Consider the following 2,280-nt stretch of genomic DNA (forward strand, 5'->3'; position numbering starts at 1 on the left):
GTCTGGTTGGGCTGCCTGTTGCAGTCGTAGAGCTGGACCCGGGTGCCGTTGTTCTGGGAGGCGTTGGGCACGTCGACACACCGACCCGACTGCGAACCGACGATCTCGTATGTGGACGTGGGCGAGCCGGTGGGCGAGCCGGTAGGTGTAGCGGTGGGGGTGGTCGGGGCCGATGGCAGCAAGGGGCAGGTGCTGCGGTAGGTGACCACCCCGCTGGAGTCAGCCAAGGGGCAGAGGAACTGGCTGTAGCGGGTGTCGTTGTCGACGAACATCTTGAGGAACGGAAGCATCGTCCGGATCATCACCGGGTTCGACCGTCCGACCATGAACCCATGATCGGCCCCGGCCACCTCGAGGTAGACGCTTTCCGTCGTGGTCGGGATGGTGTTGTACAGGCCGGTGGCGTAGGACGGGGTGACCACCGTGTCCGCCTGCCCGGCGAAGATCATCGTGGGCACCCGGTCGTTGGCCAGGTTCGACGACGGTGAGTACGGTGCGATGCCGACCACTGCCTTCAACGACGATCGCCGGATGGCTGCGCTCAGCGCCCCGCCGCCGCCCATGGAGTGACCGGAGACGGCCAAGCGGTTCGGGTCGACCCGGTCGCGTACCGGGCTCTGCTGCGTCAGGTAGTCCAAGGCGGCGAGCAGCTGAGTGCCTCGGGCTGTGTCGAAGTCGTTGCGGCTGTTGGTCTCGATGCCGATCACGACGAAGCCGTGCGATGCCAGCCACGGCCCCATCCAGGCCAGTTCGGCGGAGAACAGGGCGGTGTAACCCGGCGAGATGGCGATGGCCCCGAAGGTGCCCTGGCTGGTGTCGGTCGGGTAGTAGATCCGGCCGCCGTTGAAGCCGTACCCGGTCGGGACGCTGACCGACGTGTTGGCGAAGGGGCCGTTCACGGCCGCGACGCTGGCCCGGGTGGGGTCCGGGCCCCGCTGGTACGGGTTGTCGGCGGCCGACGCCGACCCGGTCGTGACCGTCATGGTGAACAACCCGATAGCGGCTGCCATCGCGGCCGTGGCGAGGCTGAACAGCCGTCCCCGAAAGCCGGGGAACACTCGGCCAGCATGTGTGTTCCCCGAGGGCGGGGGGTGGTGCGCGGGTTCTCGCACTGTCGGTGCCTCCTGTCAATCGTGATGGGGGCGGGCGGGCTCGGTCTGGTGCCGAGCCGGCCCGTCCGTTGGTGTCCGATGGTCAGCGTTGCAGCGTCAGCAGACCCGGCCGGTACGGCAGCAGGCCGTAGTCGCCGCCGGAGCTGGGGGATCGCCCCTGATAAAGCAGCTGGAGGTTGCAGGCGTCGACGGTCATCGTCTGGTCGGCGTTGGTGCGGATCAGCTCGCCGTGGCTGATGTCGTTGGTCCACGTGGCGCCGCTGTTGGCCTTGCCGGCGAACGGGTTGCTCTCGGACGTGGCCTGCGGCGTCCACGATCCGCCCAGGCTGGTGGCCGTGAAGGAGCGGAAGTAGCGGCCCTGCGAGCCGATCGCCTCGACGAGCATGAGATACCGGTTCTCGCCCTGGAGCTTGTAGACCTGAACGCCTTCGAACAGGTTGTTCGTCGAGTCCGTCATGATCGTCGCGTAGTTCGACCCGAAGCTGCCCGGGAAGTTGCCGATGGGCATGCTGGCGCGGTAGATCCTGCCGTTGTCACCGGCGAAGAACAGGTACATGTTCTGGTCGTCACCGATGAGTGCCTGGTCGATCGGGCCCGTGCTGGAATTCGAGATGCTTCCTGTGAAGAGGGTCTGCGCCGACGACCAACTGTTCACATTGGCCGGATCGGTCGACGTACGGTAGGAGAACGCCGGTCCACCCCACTGATAGGCCAAGACCCAGACGTTACGCGGCGCGAAGTAGAACAACGACGGCGCGACAGCCGCGAAAGGCATCTGATTCTGCGCCGCCGAACCCATCTGGTTCCAGTTCGAGAAGACACCGAAGTTCATCGAGCCCCACGTCGTTCCCGTGTCGTGCGTCGTCGCGTAGACCAACTGCTGGCCGTTGTACGGCGCGTGGGTGAAGTCCTTCAGCGATACCCACCCCGACCTCGGCTGCGCCAGCGCACCCGACGAGGTCCAGCGGTACGACGAGGGAAGAGCACACGTGTCGCCCGGCGGCGGGGTCGTCGTGGGCGGCGGATCGCTGGGACCGGCGACGGCGGCGAGCCTGAACTGCTGGTTGGCTTGCCCGTGGCAGTCGTAGAGCTGGATCTGTGCTCCGTTGGCGGTGCTCCAGGCGTCGAGGCACCGTCCGGACTGCACGCCGCTGATGGTGCCGTTGGA

The 2,280-nt window shown here is 66.8% G+C and carries 2 protein-coding genes; both read right to left on the bottom strand.

What is annotated here, in order from left to right:
* Window positions 1–983: dienelactone hydrolase family protein (locus AB0J88_RS39975; protein ID WP_364362216.1), on the bottom strand; the 983-nt coding region annotated here is incomplete at its 3' end.
* 211 nt (window positions 984–1,194) lie between these two features.
* Window positions 1,195–2,280: non-reducing end alpha-L-arabinofuranosidase family hydrolase (locus AB0J88_RS39980; protein WP_364362215.1), on the bottom strand; the 1,086-nt coding region annotated here is incomplete at its 5' end.

It is taken from the genome of Asanoa sp. NPDC049475, from assembly GCF_040676915.1.
GTDB lineage: Bacteria > Actinomycetota > Actinomycetes > Mycobacteriales > Micromonosporaceae > Asanoa.